Raw genomic sequence first — 21,955 nt, forward strand, 5'->3', positions numbered from 1 at the left:
CTGGGAAACAGGCGTTCAGGAGGCTGCGCTTGCCGAAGGAGCGGCGGAAGGCGCAGTGGTTGGAGTGGTGGCCGTCATGGGTGCCGGGATGTACTGGAGGTTCAGAACGACGGGAATCAACAACGCGGCCAGTAGCCCGAAAGCGCGATAGACATCGGCTGTGGCCAGCACGCCGGCTTGCTGCGCGATGGTGGCCCCCACGGACGCCCAGCGCGGGTCGTCCCAAGGCAGTCGGGCGGCCAAACGGCCTGCCTGGTCAAGTAGCATTTCGGCGTGAAAGCGGTTACGCACGGCCGAAAGTTGACCGACCATGGCGGCGCCAAGCGTGGCGCTGAGCGCGCGGAACAGGTTGACGATGCCGGACACATACGGGCCTTCCGGCGGTTGCACGACGCTGGTGATCAGGAAGAGCAGGGGAACGATCGTCATCGGCAATCCGAGCATGTACAGGACCTCCGGGCCAACGAATTGCGCCACCATCCATTCGCTGGTGATCAGGCTTCCCGACCAGCAAGCAGTCGCGAGGAAGGCGAGGCCCGCAGCAAAGATGTGGCGGGCGTCGATCCATCGCTGATAGAGCAGCGCCGCCACGCACGAGCCCAGCACCAGCTGTGGCAGCCCGACAATCAGGCCGATGGTCGCGCTTTGCTCCATGCGAAAGCCCTGCAACTGCCCCAGTACGTTGGCGGGCAAGGTGACAGCGGTGGCGCCGATGAGCAGCAGCAGGACGAACACGCTGAGACCCAGCCCCAGATTGCGGCGCTGAAGCATTTGCAGCTTGATGAATGGTGCAGGGTGTCGCCATTCGCATGCCATGAACAACGCGGTGAGGATGGTTCCCACGAGCAACGCCGCGGTGATAGTCGGTGAATGGAACCAGTCCAGGCGCACGCCCTGGTCCAGTCCCACGACGAGCAACGCCAAGCCAGGAACGCCGAGCACCAGACCAACCCAATCAGCCTCCTTCAAGCGTGGTAACGCCGCGGGCATCTTCGGCAGGCCCCAGGCCACCAGTGCCATCGCCACTATGCCGATGGGAATCACGTGCCAGTAGGCCCAGCGCCAATCGGCCAACCGATCCATGGCCAGCGTCGCCAGCCACAGCGCGACATTTGGCGAGAAGGTCGAGGTCAACGCGTACAGCGCCAAGCCGTGCAATCGGAGCGACATAGGAAGGAAGCGCAGCGCGCACATCATCAGCAATGGAATCAGCGCGCCGGAGAACAGGCCCTGGAGCGCACGCAGAAGCAGCAGCAGATGTAGTTCGCGCACGTATGGCATGAGCGCCGCCAGCGCCAGTGCCCCTGACAACATGGCCAGGTGGAAGCGCCGCAGCGAAAAGGTGGCGGCGAACCAGGACGCAAAGGGCATGGCCACGAGTTCGCCGACAGCGTAGGCGGTACTTAGCCAGGAGCCATCGTCGTGAGCAAACCCCAGGGCGCCTTGCAAGTCAGCCAGGACTAACCCGGGGACGCGACTGTTCAGTCCAGCCACCATGGCTGCCAACAACACGCCAAGCAGGCCGCTGGCCAGGCGGAAACCAAGCACGGGACCGGATGGCGCGGCTGACGGAAGGCTGCCTTGTGCCGCGGCTTCAGCGAACGCGGAGTCGGTCACGAGCGACTCCGTTCAACCGTCGACGCTCCAAGCAACTCAGGCGACCAGCCGCCACCCAATGCTCGATAAAGTGACACGACCGACAACGCGGACGCGGTAGCGCAATCGACCAGCTCGCCCTGGCTGGCAAGCAGTGAGCGCCTTGCCACCAGGACCGAAGTGAAGTCCGCTGTGCCTTGCTGGTATCCGCGCTGCGCGACATCGAGCGCGGTCTGGTTCTGCGTCAGTGCCTCTTGAAGTTGCTCGTGCCGCTTGAGCTCAGTGGAATAAGCATTGAGTGCATCGTCAACCTCGTGCCACGCCTTCAGCACTGTCTGCTGATAGGCGATGCCTGCGAGGCGATGCCGAGCCTCGCTCAACTCCAGATTGCGCTCGAGTCGCCCGCCCTGAAAGATCGGTAGATAGAGTATCGGACCGAAGGCAAACTGCCGCGAGCTCCAGCTCCCCAGGTCGGTCCGGTCGAACGCCTGCACGCCGAGATTTCCCGTCAGGCTGATACGGGGATAGAAATCCGCTTTGGCCGCGCCGATGTCGGCGACCGCCGCGCGCAAGCGAGCTTCGGCTTGAAGGATATCCGGGCGATCGTGGGCCAGTTCAGAAGGCACGCCAATGGGCAAATGCTGCGGCATGGAGGGCAGGGAGGCGCTGCTCAGCTGCGCATCCAATTCCCGTGGCGGTCGGCCCAGAAGTAGCGCCAGCGCGTTCATCAAAGCGTCGCGCTGCTGGTGGAGTTGCGACAGGCGTGCCTCGATGCTGGCGACATCGGCGCGCGACGATGCTACATCGAAGCGAGTCGCCACGCCGTTCTGCAGTCGGCTATCGGCCAACTGCACCAGGTGTTCGGCGATTTGGCGATTCTCCTCAGTAATGGTGATCTGCGTTTGCGTACCACGGAGTAACAGGTAGGTACGCGCCACGTCGCCCGCAACGGAGACCTTGACCGACGCCATACCGAAAGCACTGGCTTGCAGGTTGGCATCTGCCGATTCGCTCAGGTGACGCAGGTGGCCCCACAGATCCAGCTCCCAACTTGCCTCCAAGCCAAGCGCCCACGTATTGGAGGCGCTGGTGGGGGCGCCGACCACAGCCATTGGCGAATGTTGACTGATTCCGGCGCGCATATAGCTGGCGTCTGCGGCAACCTGCGGCTGCCGTGACGCGTTGGCCAGCCCAAGCTGCGCACGGCTCTCGTCAACGCGCGCGGCGGCGGCCTGGAGATCCAGATTGGACGCGGAAGCTTCAGCTTCCAGATTTGTCAGCGCTGCATCGCCGAACAGTTGCCACCATGCGGAGGGCAGGGCCTCCTCAGTCAACGCAGGCGACCTCGCCACCATGGCTCTGCGCACCTGCTCGGCCGCGACCGGCGCTGCGAGCGTTGGTGGACGAAAGTCTGACGATCTCATGCAGCCGGCGAGAGCCAGGGCAAACGCGGGCGTCAGGCAAATGGCAGGCACAAGGTTTCGGCGTCGAATGGCAAGATTCATGAGAAGTCCTTGCACGGTGATGCGCATGGCCAGGAAGTCGTCCAAAAATTGAATCCGGCGACGTCGCTGTGCCTGTCGCGCGGGCTCGGCACCACCATCACGGACATGGTTCAGTGCGAAGCCGGGTATCGAAGGCGGCGGCGCGTTTGGTGTGGATTTCGAAAAGTAGCCACGCCAGAACAAAGGAGTATGCGATCAGAATGCAAGACCATTTTCGTTCGATCACTGGCGACGACGCTTTCCTCCGCGTACGCCCGGGTCACGAATAGCACGAGGGCAAAGATGCTTGCGGCAATCAAAAATGAAATGATGCGCTGGAAGCCGGGAGAGGAGTTCGACGACATGATGGCTATCTCCTGACCAATAGAGATCACGGTGTGGGTTCTCACGTTCGCCCGCGAGGAATGACATCAATAAGGGGCTGTCAGCGAGATCCATGGGTTCTGTGGTTGCATCGCTGGATGCTTGAGGGATCCAGCGATTGGCCCGATGCCCACGAATGACGTGTCAAGAGCGATGCTAGTCAGCGTTCATGCGTTGCGGTACCACCGCTGGATGCATCACAACGTTGATCCCTGCACAACAATGTCTCTACTCGAGCCGCCGGCATGCGCCATTGCAGCGTCTGCGGCGAGAACGAAGTAACGCGTCACATGGGCCTGATCGCGGGGCTGGAAAAGCACCAGCCAAGCCTCAGCCGGTTGCGTCCGGGCAGTCGAAGGCCAAGAGTCGTGATCCCGAGCCGGTTGCCGGAACGCGACAGCGCGGGTGGACGACCGACGCCAGGCCTGCCAAGGCTGAAGAAGTGACTTAGCGTATTTTACATAATATACACATGGCCAGTTTTATGGCCCGAAGAAAGGGCCTCGGCATGTGCCGGCACTAGGCCGACCGTCAGCGCAATCACAGCAGCCGCCTGCGCAAGTCGAAGCCACACCTTGCGCACAGCAGGGCTCCTGGCACGGTCTGCTTCGATCAACGGCAACCAGTGGGCCAGCGACTCGCCCGTGGCGGTGCACATGATCTCGATGATGTCCGCGTCAGGGTGATTTTCCCCGTTCCGCCACTTACTGACAGCCTGTCGCGAGACGCCTAGCGATACCGCGCAGGCGTTGTCGGACGTGATCGAGCTAGCGACCTTGTACTTGTCCAGCAGCGTTAGTGTGGCGGTCATGTCCCGTACCTATTGACAGTGGTGTCCCGGACCACTATACATGCGCCCACTGTCCCGTGATACGGGACATCGACAAGGGGCCGCAAATGACCGTTCTGGGTGCTTCCTGCTTCGCCGTAGCCGTGTTCTGGCTCGGCTACCTCGTTCGCGGGTTTCGGGAACTCGGCCGCCGCACGGCGGCAACGCTTGAGGGCGTCCGCGCATGACCCGCGACGCCGGGCTGATCCCGTCGGCTAACAGGGGATCAAAGTCCCTGAACGCCCGAAAACCTCGCCATCCAACAAAGCGGGCTCTGTGCTCGGCCAATATCGACTTTCTGCGGGTGACCGTACCGGGTACCCCGGTCTTTGGCGATGCCTTCGAGCCCGAGGAAATGCACCACCGGGCGGTGCAGTTCGCGCACACGCTTGCACCTGGCTCCGGCATCGCCGTTGAGCAGGACATGAAGGGCGGCCGCCGTGGCTACGCACACCACTTCCAGCTGATCACGCCGGACGGGGCGGCCTGCGGCGACATTTGCTGGGGTGGCGAAAACCAGCGCGGAACCGTCTCCATCGAATTGACGGGCGCAGGCTGCGCCCGCGTTGAGGCGAACTTTGACCACGACGCGGCGTGGTCAAACGTCCGCCTGCTTCTGGAGACGGTGGAGGCCAAGATCACCCGCGTCGATATTGCCCACGACGACTACAAGGGCGAGCGCGGGCTCGCGCTGGCTCGCGAGTTGTACGACGCCGGCGAGTTCGTCACTCAGGGGCGCCCACCGGCCGCCAATGAGCAGGGCTGGAACGATGGAAGCGGACGCACGCTGTACATCGGCAAGCCCACCGGGCGCAGCCAGTTGGTCGTCTACGAGAAGGGCAGGGAGCAGGGCTACCGCGATGGCGAAGAGTTCGCGGAGTGGGTCCGCTGGGAAGGGCGGTTCTATCACCGCAAAGGTCACACGATCCCCTTGGACGTGCTCACGTCGCCGGCCGAGTACCTCGTCGGCAAGTACCCCCCTCTCTCGTGGGTCAGTGCTGTTATGTCGCGCATCCAGACAGCCGTGATTCGCACGAAAGCCAACCTCGTTTCCGCGATGCGCCATTGCAAACGCCAGTACGGCGGTTTGCTGAACTTCCTTACCCAGATTGCTGACGATGCCGCCGACCTCGGTGACCTCGTTGCAAGTCAGCTCACGCGCCCGACCGTGCCGGCGTGGCTGACGGATAACCCATTCGGCATGGCCGTTGCACCCGACGCGCACCCTTTGCGCATTCCCGCTTAGACGTCCACAGGAGACGCACATGTCCAGCAACAGCAACCACACCGTCTTGCGCGCGTACAACGAAACTCGCGTGTCCGACAGCAAGAAGAAGCCCGGCACGCGGGTCGGCTTTCAGACCTGCGGCATCGTCAAGGGCGAGGGCAGGGTGGAGGAGTTTGACCAGTACTTCGACCCGGACAAGGCCGGCAACTTCCTGCCGCCTGGCGACTACGAGGTGAAGGCCACGGGCCTTTATCTGGACCGCGACGGGCGTTTGCAGATCGGGCGCGAGTTCGTCCTGATCAAGCCCGCCGCGCGCGCTGCGGCGTAACGCATGGGCACGCCAGTCGTCCAAGGCTGTGACTCCGCAGACGTTGACGCGACGACTGGCGTGTGCGCGCACCCGTACTGGGTACAGCAACAGTCCTTTTTCCCTGAATTAGATGCCACTTCCGGCATCGCCATATCCATCGCAATTCTGGCCTGCTGGGCGGTGGCTTATGGTTTCAAAACGATGCGGCGGGCCGGAGACTGAAACCATGAACGTTGCAAACAAGCTGAAGGCCACTGTCGCTCTGCTCACCGCTGCTCTGGCTCCGCTGGCCGCGAACGCCGCCGCTCCGGATACGTCCGCAATCGTCCAGGTCGTGACCGACGCCGGTACGGCTGCTGCTGCCATCGGTGTGGCGGTGCTGTCGATGCATTTCGGCATCAAGCTCTACAAGTGGATCAAGGCGGCGGGCTGATCCTCCGCTCTTGAGGGGAGGGCGGGGTGCACACCGCCCCTTTCCCACTACGGAGGAACCGCTATGGACGTTTCAGGCTATTACGTGATGCTGGCTCTACTGGGGGCAGGATGGATTCTCTTTTCCCGGGACGAGTGATGCGCGTCGTTGCGTCATTGCTCGTCGTTTTGGCGCTCTCGTTGTTTGCCCCACGCAGTGAGGCCACAACGTATGCGACGCCTGCGGCGGCGCAGGCGGGATGCATTGCTGAGTGGAATGCGTTTGTTGCGCAGAACTCGGGCAACGCTGGCGATTCCTCGTGCATTCTGTGGAACAACTCCGTTGTGACGCAGCCGGTTGGTTTCTATGGCATCACGGGGCATTGCTGCGGCGCCGGCAGGACGTACAAGTGGGACACGAGCACACCGCCGAGCAATCCCTGCTCATCGCTGGCCCCTCTCGTGCCAGTCTATGTGAGCTTCAAGCAGGGACAGGCACGTCCAGCGGCGGGCGCGACGTGGACGCTGGACCCGATCACGGGCGCGAAGGTGCAATGCCCGTTCAACATCTCGTACTCGGACGCGCAAGAGTTGGGCGACGCGAACGGCAACTTTTGGGTGAAGGCGTCGGAGACCTACACCGGTAACCCGACTGGCGCGCAGTCAACGACGCCGGTTGCAGGTAGCAGTAACTACAACGATTCGACGGGCGGCGCGATGAATCCGCAGCCGTCTTCGCAGTCCGACGCACCGCAGATTTGCGGCGGCGGTAGTTGCGTCGACAAGGGGACGAACCAGGCGTGCGCGGTGGCTGGGGGTGCGCAGGTATGCGTTCCGCTGTCGACGGCTACAACGCCGGCGGGCGGGTGCTCCTCGGGTGGCGGTGCGACGGTCTGCGCGGGCACGCCTACGGCGCCCTCGCCCGTGGGTCAGCCGAATTCAACCATCACGGACCCGGCGACCCAGATCAAGAGTTCCGACAAATACACAACCGGCAACGTGCAGACGGGTGCCGTGGGTTCGACCATCGTCAACGTATTCAGCAGCGGCGCGCCGACCACGAATGGTGCGAAGCCCGGCTCCGTTTCAGCCACCAAGGGCGGCTCGTCGTCTACGTTGAACGGACAGAGTGGGCCAGCCAGTTCTTCGAGCACGGGTAACGGTGACTCGTTCAACGGTGGTAGTGACTGCAACGCGCCGCCGGCTTGCCAGGGCGATGCAGTGATGTGCGGCATTGCTCAAGAGCAATGGAACACGATGTGCAGCGCCAAGAAAAGCGCGGATGACTTGTACAAGAGTCTGGCGGGCGACGGCACGGGCCCTCAGGGAGCTGACCCCACGCCAACGCAAAGCCCGAACAGCAGCATGGCATGGCAGAGCGGGACGTCCACCGGCAACTCGTCCGCCGACGCAGCGAATCAGGGCAACTACGACATGGCGGGCCTCGGTTTTAGTTCGGCGTGCCCGCTGCATGACATGAGCGTCCCGCTTCCCGGCGGGCGCGCGTTCGATATCAAGTTCTCTAACGGCTGCGAATTAGGTGGGTGGCTGCGCGCAATCATCATTGCGTTCGCGCTGTTCGCTGCGGCCAAAATCACCGCGGGAGGCGTGGGCTAATGCCAGTCGTTGTCGCTTGGATCGGTCGCATGCTCCTGACGGTGGGCGGGGAGATGCTAATTCGTGCGCTGGTAGGGGCAGGGGTGGGCATTGCCACATACGCGGCTGTCGTCGCGCCAGTGAAGGCGCAGATACAGGCGCGCTTCGGTGCGGCCGGGGATCTGGCGCAGTACATCGGCTTTCTGGGTATCGACGTGGCCGTGACGATTGTTCTGTCGGCATGGATCGGGCGCAACGCCGTGAGCGCGTCTAAGGCGTTCTTCGTGAAGAGGGCTAGCTGAGATGTTCGTCAAACTCTTCACCGGTCTGCCGGGCGCGGGCAAAACCGCGCAGCTTGTCAACGAGCTGGTGCGCCTGTCTCGCGACGAGGCCCATCGCCCGCGCTACTACATGGGGATCAACGGGCTGGCCGATGGCGTCGCAATTCCTGCGACGCAGGCGCAGCTAGAGCGGTGGTGGGAAGAGTTCCCGCCCGGGTCGATCATCGCCATCGACGAGTGCCAAGAAGAGCACTTGATGCCCAAGGACCGGGGTAACCCCTCGGCGTGGGTCCAGCGCATTGCGAAGGTGCGCCACTACGGTATGACGTTTCTGCTCACGACCCAGCATCCGGCCAACATGAGTGCCTTTGTGCGCCGTCTGGTCGATCAGCATGTGCACACGGTCTGCAAGTTCGGCACGTCGGTCATCTCACGATATACCTGGGGGCGTTGCATGGACGACCCGGAAAAGGGCAGCGCACAGAAGGCGTCCGTTGAGGACATCGGCACGCTGCCGAAAGAGGTGTTCGAGCTCTACAAGTCCAGCCAACTACACACCCGCAAGCCGCGCATTCCTCGCAAGGTTTACTACCTCGCGGCGCTGGTGGTCACAGGCATTGCGTCGGTCGTCGCCGTGCCGGCGCTTATCAAGCGCGCGCAGGCCCGCAACATGGAGTCGATTCAGGGCAAGACGGCCATAGCTGAGCCCGGCAAGGCCCCCGTGACTCGCGAGCAGCCCGACCCGGGCGAGCAGTTGCGTCGGGAGGACTTCGCGAAGTGGATGCGCCCGCGTGTCGATGGCCTGCCGTGGTCGGCGCCGATGTTTGACCATTTGCAAGTGAAGGCCGTGCCTAACCTCTTCTGCGTGGCCGTCGATGATGGGCGCTGCACCTGCCACACTGAGCAAGGCACCCGCTACGCGGTTCCGGCGGATCGCTGCCGCAGGATCGTTGCGGACGGCCTGTACAACCCCTTTGTGGAAGGGCTGCAAACAGCGCAAGAGCAGGCTTCCCGGAATCGTGGCCGGTCGGGAGAGCCGCAGGCGCCGACCGGGCACGATCTGGGCACCATCGACGAGTCGAGCGCGCCCGCCCACAAAGAGCGGGGCACGGCCACCGCTTACACGCCCCCGGAGTATCACCAGTGGAACGCGGACCCGTGGGGCAGCGCTAAGTCGGCACGGTGATGGGGTGTAGGGGTGCAACCCCTACGGATGCGCCTTTGACCTCGGCGCGGGCGCAGGGCGGCGCTCTCGATGGCCCGCCCGGGCACAAATCCGACGAATCTCACTGCCACCCCGGCGAACCCGCTTTTGGTATCTGCCGGTTAAGCGGTCGTTGCGGGTAGGGCGGTTGCTTGGCAGACTGCAAATGTCCGCTTTCGACCCAAAGCGGACACTCCGGGATAACCAAGTGAGAGGACAAACATGAGAAGTCTGTGCCTCCTTATCTCAATCTTTGCTCTTATTTTTGGGTCTACTTCGGCGTACGCCTCGAAGGAAGGCATCCTTCGAATGAGCTCATTCGAGCTAACCTCCGATGGAATAGGCGAGTCCGGCCCTGTGACGATCACGGGAAAGCAAGGCGACAAAGGGATCTTGGCGCTCAGCATTAGGGCTTTTGGGAAGAGGTTCGAACTCGATGCGGCACAGCTAGCTAAGGTCCAGGGCCTTCCCATCAACGGCTTCCAACTGTCCTACGAGGCCGGATACAAAGAACTGGGTGGTCGTACCCTATACATCGTCTTCTCCAAGGGGTTCACATCGGGAACAGCGGGCCGGAAATTTGTGGTCATTACGGAGAGCGGAGCGATAAGGGTTACCGATGAACTTCGGTAGATCGATTCATGCACTTCTTATGTCCGCTTCCGACCCATAGCGGACATCATCTAAATTGAGGAACTTTCCTCAGAGGGGGGGACTTGTTTCCATTGCAATCCAAGAATTTGCGTCGACTCGCTCAGATCCGCTCGATTCTTTACGTCATGATGGCGATCGTGGGCTTCGTGCTACTGGGTATTAGCATGCTCAGGCAGCACTGACGCCGATGCATCAGATCCCGGCGTCCATTTTCGTACTAGGCATGGCGACCACGGTGTTCTTTTGGGCGCACATAGTTTTCGCCCTCACGGTTCGTCTTGCTGTGCGCAATGATCGTCGCGTGGTAAGCGCCCTCTTTGCTTCTGACTCGGCTCCTTGGCTGATCCTCCATAAGTCGTATCAGATGCGAGTGAAGTTGTTCTTCCCCTGGGTCGTCGCCGGCGAAATGGACGGGCAGTCGAAGTTGCTCAGAGTCCTGCTCTGGTCGGCCAGACTGGCGGGAACCGGGCTAATCGTTGCCCTTCTTCTTATGGTGGGTGACTTTGTATATTTGGCTTCGAGCGGGGCGTAACCCAAGGTCCGCTTTCGACCCACAGCGGACCTTACAAATCTTGGAATACTGGCGACAGGGGACTTATGCGCTGGGTGAAGATCATCGGTCTGTTAGTTTCCGGGGCCGTAGTCGGTGGCTTGCTATCCGGTTACGTCGTGTTTGAGTACACGGTGCGGTTCGGCATTGCTTGGAATCAGTGGGCCTCGTCGCAATACGACGAACGAAAGGCAAGCGATGCACTCGGCACAGTAGCAGCGCTAAATCAGCTGCGCGTCGGCAACATTGACGGGGCTCGAAGTGTTCTCGAGTGGCGATTGAATGGCGAGATTCCCGAACTGGCGGGTATGAAGAAGGCTGGCCGTGATTCGGCTGGTTCTACGGCCAAGGCCATTACCGCAATCAGGGAGTACAGGCAAGCGAACCCGTGGACCAGCGGGAACCAGGAGCTGGACAAGCTTACGTCGAATGCTCTGGGTGGCGTGACTAACGACCACGAGCAGGCGCACTAGTCGATTCGAGTGTCCGCTTTCGGCAGGCTACATTCGCGGTTAGATTGAATGTCCGCTTCCGACCCATAGCGGACTCTCGGGGTACTCACTTTTTTGAGGAGCAAAGGACTGATATGGCCCGCGCTGACCAGGCGAAACGACTTGCGCAATGGATTGTTGGATATATGGCGATTGGGCCACTAGCTGTGGCTGCCGATCTTGCCTGGCATGTCTTCCCGGACACGCCCGCAATACAGTTGATGCGAAATAGCGGGGCATTCGCTCACGAAGCTTGGTTGGTCTGTGGACTGCTGGCCGTCCTGACAGTCGTGCTGCTCAGTTTTCGCCCCGTGTACGGCTACATTTCCCTAGTGATTCTTGCAGCCGGCTACGCGCCCGCGTCATTCGCGGTATGGCAGCAATCCACCATGTTGCATTACTGGCTATCGCTGGCAGCGATAGCCTTCGCAACCTACGGCGTATTCGTCATTCAAGAGCGGCAGTCGTCGGGCGATGAAGGCACGTCGTGACGTGTCCGCTTCCGACCCAAAGCGGACATTTCGGGACGGCCTAGACAGGGGAATCGCGCGCCGGAATCCACTCTTGATAGGTTGACTCGGACATGGAGGGTCTATGACTGGCGCGATGAAGGTGGTTGGGGGGTTCGTACTCTTGATTGTTTTTGTTGTTGCGGCTGAGGTGCTTCCTCAGTGGTATGCGTTGCATCTGGTGGAAAAGGCGGCGTCGGACCCTGATCCTCTCGGATGGCAGGCTCAGGCTCGCGCCAAGCAAGCGGACAACGAGCGTCAAGCGTCTGCCAATGCGCGTTTGGCTTATGAACGTGCTGCGCGTCAACGTGATCGGCTTGCCTTGCGCGCAAGTGAGCAGTGCATCGGCGGCACCGTTGTCGAGGTCAACGGTTCGACGTACGTACAAGTTTTAGGTTCGGACGGTCGCCCGGAGGCTTGCGAGGGTCGTATGCGACTACACGAACCGTCCACGTGGAGGCCTCATGGCGCATGACTTCTCGGCAACTGCAAGGCAGTTGGCTCCGTACAACATTCTCGGCTCACCCGGCCAGCTTGTCGCTATTGATGGTCGCTGCCTTTCAGGCAAAACGTCCATGGGCCGTTTCTTGGCATGGCACTTCAATTCCAGCCTCATTGAGTCCGACCTTTTCTTGAAAGGGAACGGAGAGGTGGACTATCGCTTGGGCGAAATTCGGCGAATTATTAATGGGCGCCTAAAGAGGGGCCGCTCAGTCTTTATCGAGGGAATTACGGTCTTGAAGACGCTTCAGGCCATTGGGCGCAAGCCTGACGTGCTGGTTTACGTCACCAGGTTGAACAACCCAAATTACGACTCTTTTGACGCCGTGCTGACCAAATACGAGCAGATGTTTGCGCCGCAGGCGGCTGCCAACGTGGTTGTCGAACACGCGTGGACGGATTAGGAAGCGTGTGCTCATGGAGTGGCTGCACGTAAGGTCAGGGGTCGTTGACGCGGGAATGCACGAGCCGGAGCTTCGGCGGTCCTTTGCGGGCCGGCAGCGGGCTATAGACGTGCTCCGGCTCGTTGACCCACGCCAGGAACAACTTTGCGTTTTGCGGCGTGAGCTTGGGGCCTTCGCGGCCACTGAATGGCGGGATCAGCTTGTTGCCACGCATCTTCCAGCCGGCCCACGGGCCGTGGAAGTTGTAGCGGCAGTCTCGAACGTCCGCGAGCATCTGAGCGATTTCGCGGACAGTGATGGTCAGGCCAGAGGGGGCGCGCAATCGTTGCGCGTGGTGATCGAACGTCCAGTTAAACGGCACGAGCTGCATCCTGCAGGAACGGGGTCCCACAGGATGCAAGGCGCTTGCCAAGGCTGATAAGGCGCCTTAGCAAATTTGACATAATATACATTATGCGCAATTGTATTTGGCTCTGGCCCTTGGCATGGCTCTGGCTTCAATGAGGTCCCACGCGCATGGAAAGCGTCAATGCCCCGTCGCCGCAACCGCTTGAACTGGGTCTATAACGAAGATCGCCAGCAGTTCACCACACCTACGGGCCGCGTCATCTCACTACATGAGATCGCGGCCTTACTCCAAGACAAGCTAACCAACACGCACGATTTCGAAGGCGCCTGGACCGGCTGGCGAATGCGTCAGAATCGAATGATTGCGCCTGGCGCCACGTTCAAATCCAGCAGCATTACGCCGCAAACCTTGCGGGCGTTCACTCGGTGGCTTGCGAGCTATCAGGGCGAGCAGGCTCAGCTCGAATTTCACAACGAGCCGCTTCTGGGAAATGCTGCGTCGACTCCACCGGCTTCGCACCCGTGTCCGCATGCCAGTACAACAACCCATTGCGACACTCCACCCGGCCAACAACCGTTGGATGCGGGCCGTGCCGGAGTGCCACCGGGTCCGTACGAGCCGCGGCGACGGGCTGAGGTGCTGGTACTGGCTGACTTTCGGAATAAGGCGCGTTTGCGCGCTCGATGATGTAGCGATACATAGGCACCGTAGCCAAGAACAATGCGGCGGCCAAAGCGTAGTAGAACGCATCTTTCCCGGTCATAGACCCTCCCTGTACCGGAAAGCCTATCAAATGCAGATTCCGGCGACAGCTTTTCCCATGCGGCTGGGGCCTGTTGTTGCACCGCATAGAACTCGCCGCGCTATTCTGGACTTCCCCAGCAATGGAGATTAAAGCGATGCCAGATGTGCGCCCTATTTCGGACGCGGATGTCGAGCGGGCTCTCCGGGCCGTGCGCGACTACTTTCGAGAATTGATCAGCGAGTCGCAACTCTATGAGGGCGAGCTACTGGAGTTCTTTAAGAGTCTTACTGCCGAGTCACCTAGAGCCCTGGCGGTTGTGGCGTTCTCCTACATCGACGAAAAGCTTGCCACCCTTATGCGACAGCATATGAATCCGGATATTTCGGGTGGGCTGGACAGTCTGTTCAAAAGCTTCGGCCCTTTGAGCACAGCAAGTGGCAGGATCAAAATCGCTGCGTCCCTTCGATGGCTCCGCCCTTCGACCTATCGCCACCTTGAGGTGTTGCGCAAGATTCGAAATGAGTTTGCGCATAGCCCATTCTTGAACAGTTTCGACGAAGCGCCTGTTCGGGACTTCTTGGGCCAGTTTGAGCCATTGGAAAAGGCTCTATGGAGCTTCATGGACGATAGGCTTCTTCCTTACGAGGGTGTTTCGCGACGCCAGCTTTACCATCTACGGGCAACGCTCACATGTGCGCGGATGATTGAGGAAGTAACCTGTGCTCCTCGTGCCATTAGCATGGGGCTCTCACCGTCTGCGTTGCATGAGGACGGCTTTAGCGTGGTTCCGAAGCCCTTCAAGGAACTCGTACGCGCCTCCCTTGAAGTTGCCATGCACGTGGCGCCCAAGCCAATTTAATAGTGGGCGCGTCTGCCGGAATCCGCAATCAAAAGCGGGCTTGGCGGGCGGGCAATGAAAACTGGCCGCACAAATAGAGACAGCTGGCCTGCAATGGCCCGGGTTCTGTACGTGCACCGACGTCAGTGGCGTCACCGTAGGGGTTGCACCCCTACACCCCCTGTAAGAGCATGTTTCCAAACAAACAGGAGCGGCGATGGACATGGGGGCAATATCAATCTGGATCTCGGGGACATCGGTGTTGATCGCGCTGTCCGCGCTGATCGTCACCATAGTCCAGCACCGAGCAACAAAGGCTAAGCTGAAACTCGACCTATTCGAAAGGCGATACGCAATCTTCGAGATCGCATGGCAATACCTTTCCAAGCAAGCGACCGACAGCACGAAAGACCCGCGGGAAGGCAAATTTTCGAACATCATTCCCCAGGCCGAATTCCTCATGGGTGACGAAATCGCCGAATACATGCGGCTCGCCCAGAAGAAAACGGTTGACAAGTGGTTTTTGGAAGACAAACAAAAAAGGCAGACCGCCACACCAGAGGAAAATGCCAGCGTCATAGAGTTAATGTCGTGGTTTGAGAACGAGGCGAAAGAAGGCTTAAGAAGGAAATTTGCGCCATACCTCGATTTTCACGTTTGGAAATAGAGAACTATTTTCCCTTGACCGACCCAAATGGATCGGAATTCCAGACATGGAACTCAGGCGGCGTATAAGCCTTTGCGGTAGCCCGCTCGTGCATGCCGCCGCCGTCCGTATCGGGATAGCCTCCCTCCCGAGCCACCTGCTGACCTGCATCGCCCCTCGACCTAGACTGCCTCGAAAAATCCCCGTCCCCCCGGCGACCCGCCGTGCTCGACCCGTCCACGAACGGGTTATATAAGCCGTCAGCAACAATCTGACGGCAACGGTCCGCAGGAACGGCGTAGCGTGTGCCCTGCTCCGTATGGCACGTGCAGCGGCCATCGTCGACGGCCACACAGAAAAGCTGCGGCGTGGCCTTCACCTCGAGGTGGTCAAACATCGGAGCCGACCAGGGCAGGCCGTCAACGCGAGGCTTCATCCACGTAGCAAAGCTCGTGCGGCGCAGCTCCTCATCGGCGTCCTTAGGTGCCGAGGGTCCATGCGGCAGCGAAACCGTAGACCCTGATGGGCCATCAGAGGAACCCGCTGTGTTGGCTGCGTGGTGCATGGCGTAATAACCGGCTGCCCCAAGAATCGGAATAATCACCAGCAAGGCCGCAGCAATCTTCAAGAACTTCGGCACCCGGGGCTTAACCGTGTGAAGCTCCGCCGACTTATAAGAGGCCATCGCGTCGCGGCTGTACTTGTGACGCGACTTGTTCTCGCACAACTTCTTCGCGCCGGACGACGTCGGGTCCGATTGGCACTCGGGCCACTCCCAGCGTTCGACCCATTCCGTGCCGAACACGCGAACCGTATGAATATGGCGCGAGACGAGCTTACGCACATACGGATCAATAAGGCTCGCGTGCTGGCTAATCAGGATGAAATCGAGCCCGAGATGCCGATGCGTGCTCAAGTCCTTAATCCACTGTGGTGACTCCGCCGCGCCCCGCCTGGCTGGCATCCATTTCTGGCACTCGTCCACCACGACAATCGCGCCGGCTGGCAGTTCCTGCCAACGCCTCAGCTGATCCTCGCCCAAGGGCAGCGCAAGGCCGTCACGCAAATCCGTAATGCCCAGGGCATAAACGGGCCGCTCGGGCGCATGCTTGCGCAAGTGCATGAGGTGCTCAACGGCACCCAGCGTCTTCCCTGCCCCCGGCAAGCCGCTGCGAAATTCGATAGGCATCAGCTGCTCGCCTTACGGGTAAGGATCGACTTGGCGCCGTTAACTGCGGCCTTCGACGCGACAGCCGACAGAATCATCGTGATCGCCCTATCGACACCGAGAAAACCAAGCACGCCAATGCCCATAGCCGGAATTCCGGCAGTCTGCGACAAAATGTAGGCGCGAAGCGGAGCCACAGAGAACGTGTAAGTGGTCCAACTCAGGCCAAGCGCCAGTAGCGCAGAAATGACAATGCTGCCGATTCGGCTCTCAAGAACGCCGAGCAACCACGCGACAATCGCAGGCATAACTAACCTCCTCCAAACATGCTGCCAGCCTTAAAGCCGCCGAGGATGCCGGCACAGGTAAACGCTGCCAGTAGAAGGACGAAACCACGCATATACACGCCGTAGTCGCACACCGGCTGGAAGGAGATGGTCTGCGTGGTGCCACCAATCTGGATTGTCAGATCGTTGAACGGGCAAGCCGTGCCCCAACCGAAGCCCGACGCGTCAAGCTGGCTGGTGTCGCCCGTATCCACAGAACCACCGTTCAAATCGGTGCCCGTATGAGTGCCACCCTGCGGCGGAGTGCTGCCATCGCCGGCCAAGTCCTTATGAAGCTGGTCCGTGCCAGCCTTCGCGCTGCACATGGCGTACCACTCCTGACGCGCAATGCCGCACATCACTGCATCACCCGTGCACATAGGAGGCGAATTGCAGTCGGCGCCACCCCCGTACGTGCCCGGCTTGGACGGAGCCGTCGACGAGGACGCGGGGCCGTCATCGCTGGATTGCTTGCCGCTCTGCAAGCCTTGCCCAGGAGAATAAGAATTGACGGTCGTCGTTTGCGTGCCCGTCGACGGCGAGGACGTCGTGTACTTGTCCGACGACTGGACCTGCGTCGGAGGGTCGCTGATCGGCGACGCGGGCGGCGCGGGCGGCGCAGGTGCATTAGGCGTCCCAGCACACACGGTGGCCGAGCTTGAACTTACACACGCGCCATTCGACGAGGCGGCAGCAGACCCCGGAACACATACCTGCGCACCGCTGCCATCGACCGCACAGAACTGCTTGTTTGCAGAGTCGTAGCAGCTACCACCACCACAGCTACGAGCCGGCGCGGCTGCCGGCGGGGGCGCATTGCCCTGGCCGACCGCGCCCGGTGTGCACTGCGAACCGCTTGGACGATAAGTGCCATGCGTGGCCCACATGGTGCCCGCTCGGTTCATGAAAGACGGGCTATCGGGCGTGAACGTCATGGCGCAACCCGAGCCGTCCGGCTGGCCGCCGCACATCGGAGCGCCTTGCGCCAACTGACCCGAGAAAGCGCCGGACACTGGTGCCGCTGTCGAGCACTGGTTGGGTGGAACAAATCCCGTATTCCACTGAAAAGTGAAGCCAGCACCGCAACAGTGGCCCGTGATGCCATAGAAGCCGACTGGCTGCGTCACCACCGAATTGTTCCAGAGGATGCAAGACGAATCGCCAGCATTGCCGTTATTCTGCGCGACGAAAATATTCCACTGCGCAATACAGGCTGCTTGGGCCGCTGCAGGCGTCACGTACGTCGTTGCCTCGCTACGCGGTGCGAACAAGGACAGCGCCAATACCAACAGAAGGGCAGCGACAGCGCGCATCAGTCGTCCCGGGATGGCCCAAAAAGAATCCACGCTGCCCCCAGCAATGCCAGCATCACGAGATAGCCGGCGTAGTCGTTGATAGTCACGGCAGGACCTCAGGTAGCCGTACAAAAGAAAGGGGGAGGAAGCCCTCCCCCGTGCTGCTTAGATGCGATTCCAGACCTTCTTGAGGTACTTGAAACCCACCCAGGCGGCACCAATGGCGGCGATGGCAGCCAGACCACTGGTGATGGTGGCCACCACCGACGAAGTGTCGATCGTGCCGGCCTGTGCGAACGCCGGAGCGGCCACGGCCGAAACCATCAGCGCAGCCACGGTACGGTTGTTGCGAACAGCCATCAGGAACTTCTGAGCCTTGCTATGCATACGTTTCTCCCTTGAAGGTTTTTGCCGAAATTGGCTTGTCAGAGGTTTCGAAAGACGGCCGCGAGCGCCCAAACCCCAATAATGGCGACCGCGATTGCTGCGCCAGACGCTGCGTCAAGCGGCGGCAACATGGTGGGAGCCTGCACGTACTGAACCTGCGTGCAGACACCGCTTGGATCGATGTTCGAGGCGTCGCACACGACGTAGACCAGTGAACCCGACATGGCGACGCCCTCCCCTTACGCGGCAGCCGGCTTGGGCTGCTGTTTGACCTGGGCGATGACCGGAACCAGCACGGCGCGGCTCATAGTCAGGCGGCCATTGCTCACCGCGAACGATTCCGGCGCGAGGGTATACTCACCAGGCGCGTACTCCTTGCCCGGGTCCACCGTGATCTGAAACGAGGTCGGCAGGCCGTCGATTTCCAGCAGGCACCACTGCTTGGATCGTTCACGCGTCACGCCTTCCCACGTGGTCTGCACCTGCTCCGCTGCGCGGTTCAACACTTGAATCTTCATTGCATCGTCTCCTCTTGATCGATTCGGTAGGCCCACACCTCGCCACCGGGGCCGACAAACACACGCCACGGCGATGCGAGGAACTCGCCGGTTTTCTTGTCCATGTAGCCGCCGACCACTTTGCGAATGTCGGCACGACCCGACAGGGCGTCACGCACCCAAATCGGAGCCATCCAGTAGCGGACATGGCGACGACCTTCCGGGTCCAAGCCGCCGTGCCCGTGCATGCGCGCACCCTTCGGATACACCGCCGCTTCTGCCGCCGTGGTCTTGCTGGCGTACTTGGCGATGTAGGAAATAGGCGACTGCGCGGTTTTGATGTTCGTCATGCCGTGCGGCCACCAACCAGCCGTGTCGGCCTCGGGCAGGAACTTCCCTTTCGGGAGCCACACCACGACGTGGTAATGCAGCGCACCACGCTTCTGTAGCTCGGCCACCCACACATAACGGCACTTCACCTTGTTCTTTTGGCACCAATGCCAAAGCGCCTTGCGGAATTTCGAGAAGTGATCCGGACGCCAGGCGTCAGCGTCGGCGTAGGTCAGCGTGATGAACTTCTTGTTCCACAGGCCCGCATGGCGCTCCGTGTGCGCGTCAAAGTGCAGCAGGCGCGCCACATGCCCGACGGACGTACGGAGACGCTTCACACGCTGCGCGTCGCGGTTGATGAGCAACTTGTCGCGAAGCGGCCGCTTTGTCGGGTTCTCAGAACCGTCGTTGACGGTTGTTGCATTAGAGACAAGCCCCAGTCCCGACCGCTCGCTACGCGAGCGGTCGGGACCGTCGCACGCGCCCTGCCCGGCCGTTGCCCTGGCCTTTGCGATAGCCGCAAAAGGCGCATCCAACGCGGTCTGCTGTGCCGCATAAACGCGCCACCGACGACGAGCCTGCGCCGCCACGGTCGCGGTGTAGCCGTCAAACAGCGGCGGCAAGGGGCGCTCAGCCGTCTGCATGGTCGACCTCGTCTGCCGCGGTCGCGAGGTTGTCCGCGAGCGACGCCTCGGCCAGCTGAAACACAAACGCGAACATGGTCTGTCCGTTGTGCTCCGAGCGTTCGTACAACTCGCGCAACTGATCGAGGACGGCCTGGCCTTCAGCCAACGTCACGGGCGCGGTGTTTTCAGTCCGCATAGTCGATGTCCGGGAATGTCATAAGAAAGGCGTGCAGACGCGCCATCAGCTGCGCGCGGTCCGGAAGGTTCGGCAGGTCCGCCGCCCTGCCCTGCTGCGCTAGCCACTCGTTCTGATAGACGTGCGCGCGCCACTCTCGAACGAGCGCGTGCAGCCGAGGGGGAATGTCCGCCGAATCTTTGCCGCCAAGGACATTGCAGGCGGTGCGCAGGCCCGCGAGCATGCCCTCGGCGTACACCGTGGCCGCATCGACCTGGACGACTGTCGCTGCGCGGCCGGTCACTTCAGACCACCGTCAAGACGGCTACGGCGGCGGAGGCGAAGCATCCGAATTCGCGCTATGTGCAGAGGCCTATTAAGAAGCATCCCGACCATGAAGCCGACGGGCAGACCTATTTCGGCCCCCGCAAAAAGGTACGTGTAGAGCCAGCCGGCGCGATCCACGCAAAACATCAGCGGGTTACCCCGTTGAGGGTCGACCGCTGACGGGCGACAAGGTCACGGAATGGGGTGAAGACGGTTCCGAGCCAGAAGGCGGCTGCGGAGAAGCACAGGACGGCTAATGCGGTCATTTGGAGCCCCTTATCGTGTCAAACGCACATTGAACACGGAGGCATGTATAGTCCTCATTGAACACGTTGTCAAACGAGGATTGAACATGAGCGCCGTAGCCGAACTTCTCGACAAGTACAAGCAGACCCGTTCCATCCCGACAGACATGGCTCTGGCCGAGAACTTGGGGAAGACGCGCGCCCTAATTTCTGCGTGGCGCTCGGGCAAGGCTCAGCCGCAAACGGCCGAACTGGAGCGCATGTGCAAGGCGACAGGGGAAGATGAAGGAGTCTGGCTTACGCTACTCGCTGCCGAGCGCGCAGAGACGCCCGCCGCACGTGTCAGCCTGCTGCGCCTGGTAGATATCGCAAAAAAATATGGCCACGCCGCGTGCGTAGCCCTCGCGGCCGCGGTAGCCCTACTGAGCCTGCGGCACGGGATTGACGCTCACGGCGTGGCCGCTTTTGCGCTGTTCCCGTCTATACATTATGCGAAATTGTATTTGGCTCTGGCCCTTGGCACGGCTCTGGTGTCGCAGTCCTCTTAATTCTGTCGCCTGACCGCTAATTCTGGCGTGTCCGCTTATGCGGTCATGTTTGGACACTGGGGCGTTCAGTGGGCCGTGCCAAGAACACTAGCTAGTCGGGTTGCGCTTGCGTGTTGCCGGCTTCTTTGACTGGACACGCTTCGTTGCTGCCTTGGATGTAGCCGGTTTGCTTCTTTGTTTCGTCTGCGTGGCTGAGTAGACCTCAGCGAGCGCTTTCTCCAATGCGGCAATCTGGCCTGTTTGGCGGGCGATTTCCTGTTCTAGCTGACGTGCCTGGCCGCCCATGGCGTCATGTCGCTTTTCCAACTCGATAACGGCAGATCGGTGTGTCCGTTCGGCGGTCTCGTTCCGTTGTTGCCATTGCCTGACATCTTGCCGGGCCTGATCGACCTCTAGATGAGCGCGGTCTTCGACGGTGCGGATGTGCGCCTCCAGGCGATCACGTTCCGTCCGAATCGCAGCTTGGTTCGCGTCTAGCTGAGCCCGAAGTGCATGGATTTGCACGCTTTGGAGGTCACATTGGTCCTGCAGTCGATCTCGCTGATGTAAAAGGTCAGCACGCAAAGCATGACTGTCCTGCAGTTGACCATCCAGAGTGCTGCAGGCGTGCTCGGCCAGATCCCGGGCTGCCTGAGCCTGGGCGACATTGGTCTGGGCGGCCTCTAAACGGGCCGCCCAGCTTTCACGCTCCTGCGCCAACAGGGCCTGAGCAGCTTCCAGCGCGGAGCGCTCCCTGGCGAAACGGCTTTCCAGTGCGCGCTCAGCCTGTTCAGCCGCAAGGCGCCATAACTCGATCATCACCTGCCCCACCGAGTCGGGCACGTCCGGCAGGGCGCCGAGCTGCCGCAGCCGCTCTCCAAGCTGGCCGCGCCAGCTATCCAGCATGCGCGTAATCGTGTTGGGTGAGCCGGTGCCGAGCTCGGCGCGGACTTTCTCCACGGTCGGATTTTCGCCGGCGCCCAGGATGGCGTCTGCGGCCCGATTAACCTGGTCCTGGGTGATACCTCGTGCCATGTGTCGG

27 protein-coding genes are annotated in these 21,955 nt (G+C 61.1%); 13 read left to right on the forward strand and 14 right to left on the reverse strand.

Annotated features, from left to right (window positions below; translation table 11 throughout):
• Positions 1-15 precede the first annotated feature (15 nt).
• From ACXU4B_RS03555 to ACXU4B_RS03565, 3 genes are all read right to left on the reverse strand, one after another.
• Positions 16-1,617, reverse strand: a complete 1,602-nt coding sequence (locus ACXU4B_RS03555) for an MFS transporter (protein ID WP_131407820.1) — start codon at positions 1,615-1,617, stop codon at positions 16-18.
• Complete coding sequence (locus tag ACXU4B_RS03560; RefSeq protein WP_205746503.1) at positions 1,614-3,146, reverse strand: efflux transporter outer membrane subunit; 1,533 nt, start codon at positions 3,144-3,146, stop codon at positions 1,614-1,616. The genes ACXU4B_RS03555 and ACXU4B_RS03560 overlap by 4 nt, the downstream gene beginning before the upstream one ends.
• A 775-nt stretch (positions 3,147-3,921) precedes the next feature.
• Complete coding sequence (locus tag ACXU4B_RS03565; RefSeq protein WP_131407822.1) at positions 3,922-4,275, reverse strand: helix-turn-helix domain-containing protein; 354 nt, start codon at positions 4,273-4,275, stop codon at positions 3,922-3,924.
• 202 nt (positions 4,276-4,477) lie between these two features.
• On the opposite strand from ACXU4B_RS03565, the gene ACXU4B_RS03570 reads away from it, so the two are divergent.
• From ACXU4B_RS03570 to ACXU4B_RS03615, 10 genes are all read left to right on the forward strand, one after another.
• A complete protein-coding gene (locus ACXU4B_RS03570) occupies positions 4,478-5,539 on the forward strand; it encodes a replication initiation factor domain-containing protein (protein ID WP_131407824.1) in 1,062 nt (353 codons plus the stop codon).
• Between the two features lie 19 nt (positions 5,540-5,558).
• Positions 5,559-5,849, forward strand: coding sequence for a hypothetical protein (locus tag ACXU4B_RS03575; RefSeq protein ID WP_131407826.1), 291 nt, complete (start codon positions 5,559-5,561; stop codon positions 5,847-5,849).
• A gap of 208 nt (positions 5,850-6,057) precedes the next feature.
• Positions 6,058-6,264 (forward strand): major capsid protein, encoded by a 207-nt coding sequence (locus ACXU4B_RS03580; protein WP_165583131.1) that lies wholly within the window; start codon positions 6,058-6,060, stop codon positions 6,262-6,264.
• 110 nt (positions 6,265-6,374) lie between these two features.
• The gene (locus ACXU4B_RS03585) at positions 6,375-7,859 is read left to right on the forward strand and encodes a virulence factor TspB C-terminal domain-related protein (RefSeq protein WP_131407832.1); all 1,485 of its coding nucleotides are present in this window, start codon (positions 6,375-6,377) and stop codon (positions 7,857-7,859) included.
• Between the two features lie 29 nt (positions 7,860-7,888).
• Positions 7,889-8,140, forward strand: coding sequence for a DUF2523 family protein (locus tag ACXU4B_RS03590; RefSeq protein WP_165583132.1), 252 nt, complete (start codon positions 7,889-7,891; stop codon positions 8,138-8,140).
• A gap of 1 nt (position 8,141) precedes the next feature.
• Positions 8,142-9,305: a zonular occludens toxin domain-containing protein gene (locus ACXU4B_RS03595; RefSeq protein ID WP_131407836.1), complete on the forward strand. Its 1,164-nt coding sequence runs from the start codon at positions 8,142-8,144 to the stop codon at positions 9,303-9,305.
• 327 nt (positions 9,306-9,632) lie between these two features.
• The gene (locus ACXU4B_RS03600) at positions 9,633-9,956 is read left to right on the forward strand and encodes a hypothetical protein (RefSeq protein WP_131407838.1); all 324 of its coding nucleotides are present in this window, start codon (positions 9,633-9,635) and stop codon (positions 9,954-9,956) included.
• A gap of 618 nt (positions 9,957-10,574) precedes the next feature.
• The gene (locus ACXU4B_RS03605; protein ID WP_131407840.1) at positions 10,575-11,000 is read left to right on the forward strand and encodes a hypothetical protein; all 426 of its coding nucleotides are present in this window, start codon (positions 10,575-10,577) and stop codon (positions 10,998-11,000) included.
• A gap of 113 nt (positions 11,001-11,113) precedes the next feature.
• Complete coding sequence (locus tag ACXU4B_RS03610) at positions 11,114-11,509, forward strand: hypothetical protein (protein WP_131407842.1); 396 nt, start codon at positions 11,114-11,116, stop codon at positions 11,507-11,509.
• 482 nt (positions 11,510-11,991) lie between these two features.
• The gene (locus tag ACXU4B_RS03615) at positions 11,992-12,432 is read left to right on the forward strand and encodes a hypothetical protein (protein WP_131407844.1); all 441 of its coding nucleotides are present in this window, start codon (positions 11,992-11,994) and stop codon (positions 12,430-12,432) included.
• A 34-nt stretch (positions 12,433-12,466) separates the two neighbouring features.
• On the opposite strand, the gene ACXU4B_RS03620 is transcribed toward ACXU4B_RS03615, so the two are convergent.
• Entirely contained in the window at positions 12,467-12,793 is a 327-nt protein-coding gene (locus ACXU4B_RS03620) for a hypothetical protein (RefSeq protein WP_458910836.1), read from the reverse strand.
• A gap of 872 nt (positions 12,794-13,665) precedes the next feature.
• On the opposite strand from ACXU4B_RS03620, the gene ACXU4B_RS03625 reads away from it, so the two are divergent.
• Entirely contained in the window at positions 13,666-14,385 is a 720-nt protein-coding gene (locus ACXU4B_RS03625; RefSeq protein ID WP_131407848.1) for a hypothetical protein, read from the forward strand.
• 196 nt (positions 14,386-14,581) lie between these two features.
• Positions 14,582-15,031, forward strand: a complete 450-nt coding sequence (locus tag ACXU4B_RS03630; RefSeq protein ID WP_131407850.1) for a hypothetical protein — start codon at positions 14,582-14,584, stop codon at positions 15,029-15,031.
• Between the two features lie 4 nt (positions 15,032-15,035).
• On the opposite strand, the gene ACXU4B_RS03635 is transcribed toward ACXU4B_RS03630, so the two are convergent.
• From ACXU4B_RS03635 to ACXU4B_RS03675, 9 genes are all read right to left on the reverse strand, one after another.
• The gene (locus ACXU4B_RS03635; protein WP_131407852.1) at positions 15,036-16,199 is read right to left on the reverse strand and encodes a zonular occludens toxin domain-containing protein; all 1,164 of its coding nucleotides are present in this window, start codon (positions 16,197-16,199) and stop codon (positions 15,036-15,038) included.
• Positions 16,199-16,486: a DUF2523 family protein gene (locus ACXU4B_RS03640; protein ID WP_131407854.1), complete on the reverse strand. Its 288-nt coding sequence runs from the start codon at positions 16,484-16,486 to the stop codon at positions 16,199-16,201. Before ACXU4B_RS03640 ends, ACXU4B_RS03635 begins: the two co-directional genes overlap by 1 nt.
• A 2-nt stretch (positions 16,487-16,488) precedes the next feature.
• Positions 16,489-17,817, reverse strand: a complete 1,329-nt coding sequence (locus ACXU4B_RS03645) for a virulence factor TspB C-terminal domain-related protein (RefSeq protein WP_131407856.1) — start codon at positions 17,815-17,817, stop codon at positions 16,489-16,491.
• A gap of 147 nt (positions 17,818-17,964) precedes the next feature.
• Positions 17,965-18,186 (reverse strand): major capsid protein, encoded by a 222-nt coding sequence (locus ACXU4B_RS03650; RefSeq protein ID WP_131407858.1) that lies wholly within the window; start codon positions 18,184-18,186, stop codon positions 17,965-17,967.
• A gap of 38 nt (positions 18,187-18,224) precedes the next feature.
• The gene (locus ACXU4B_RS03655; protein WP_131407860.1) at positions 18,225-18,410 is read right to left on the reverse strand and encodes a hypothetical protein; all 186 of its coding nucleotides are present in this window, start codon (positions 18,408-18,410) and stop codon (positions 18,225-18,227) included.
• Between the two features lie 15 nt (positions 18,411-18,425).
• Positions 18,426-18,704 (reverse strand): single-stranded DNA-binding protein, encoded by a 279-nt coding sequence (locus tag ACXU4B_RS03660; protein WP_131407862.1) that lies wholly within the window; start codon positions 18,702-18,704, stop codon positions 18,426-18,428.
• Positions 18,701-19,657 carry a rolling circle replication-associated protein gene (locus tag ACXU4B_RS03665; RefSeq protein WP_131407864.1) on the reverse strand — a complete coding sequence of 319 codons (957 nt, stop codon included), beginning with the start codon at positions 19,655-19,657 and terminating at the stop codon, positions 18,701-18,703. Before ACXU4B_RS03665 ends, ACXU4B_RS03660 begins: the two co-directional genes overlap by 4 nt.
• Entirely contained in the window at positions 19,644-19,835 is a 192-nt protein-coding gene (locus ACXU4B_RS03670) for a hypothetical protein (RefSeq protein WP_131407866.1), read from the reverse strand. Before ACXU4B_RS03670 ends, ACXU4B_RS03665 begins: the two co-directional genes overlap by 14 nt.
• On the reverse strand, positions 19,825-20,118 hold the full coding sequence (locus ACXU4B_RS03675; protein ID WP_131407868.1) for a hypothetical protein: 294 nt from the start codon (positions 20,116-20,118) through the stop codon (positions 19,825-19,827). The genes ACXU4B_RS03670 and ACXU4B_RS03675 overlap by 11 nt, the downstream gene beginning before the upstream one ends.
• Positions 20,119-20,493: 375 nt before the next feature.
• Here ACXU4B_RS03675 and ACXU4B_RS03680 point away from each other — a divergent pair, with 375 nt between their 5' ends.
• Positions 20,494-20,934 carry a helix-turn-helix domain-containing protein gene (locus ACXU4B_RS03680; RefSeq protein WP_131407870.1) on the forward strand — a complete coding sequence of 147 codons (441 nt, stop codon included), beginning with the start codon at positions 20,494-20,496 and terminating at the stop codon, positions 20,932-20,934.
• 87 nt (positions 20,935-21,021) lie between these two features.
• On the opposite strand, the gene ACXU4B_RS03685 is transcribed toward ACXU4B_RS03680, so the two are convergent.
• Positions 21,022-21,948 carry a DNA-binding protein gene (locus ACXU4B_RS03685; RefSeq protein ID WP_131407872.1) on the reverse strand — a complete coding sequence of 309 codons (927 nt, stop codon included), beginning with the start codon at positions 21,946-21,948 and terminating at the stop codon, positions 21,022-21,024.
• Positions 21,949-21,955 lie beyond the last annotated feature (7 nt).

Source organism: Dyella soli, assembly GCF_054482295.1.